Raw genomic sequence first — 236 nt, 5'->3', positions numbered from 1 at the left:
ACCGAGGGGCTGGCGGGGCGCAAGGCCGCGCTCGGTGCGGCGCTGGGTGAGCGGTTCCCGCGGGTGCGGGAGCTGGTCCTGGCGGGTGACCTGCCGGTCTCGAGTGCGCACAAGGTCGTCGACGCGTGCGCCGGGCTGGACGTCGACGCGTGCGAGAAAGTCGATGCCGAGCTCGGGCCGCGGCTGGCGGCGATGGACCCGGCCCGGGTGACGTCCGTGACGCGCTCGGTGGCGGC

General features: G+C 76.3%; 1 protein-coding gene. It reads left to right on the top strand.

Going from position 1 to position 236, the window contains the following annotated elements:
* On the top strand, nucleotides 1–236 hold a 236-nt coding region (locus Q0963_RS16525; RefSeq protein ID WP_299448181.1), incomplete at both ends, for a hypothetical protein.

This window comes from uncultured Phycicoccus sp. (assembly GCF_947495705.1).
GTDB lineage: Bacteria > Actinomycetota > Actinomycetes > Actinomycetales > Dermatophilaceae > Phycicoccus.
The sequence above is the reverse complement of the archived record's forward strand: the minus strand, read 5'-3'. Positions and strand labels throughout refer to the sequence as shown.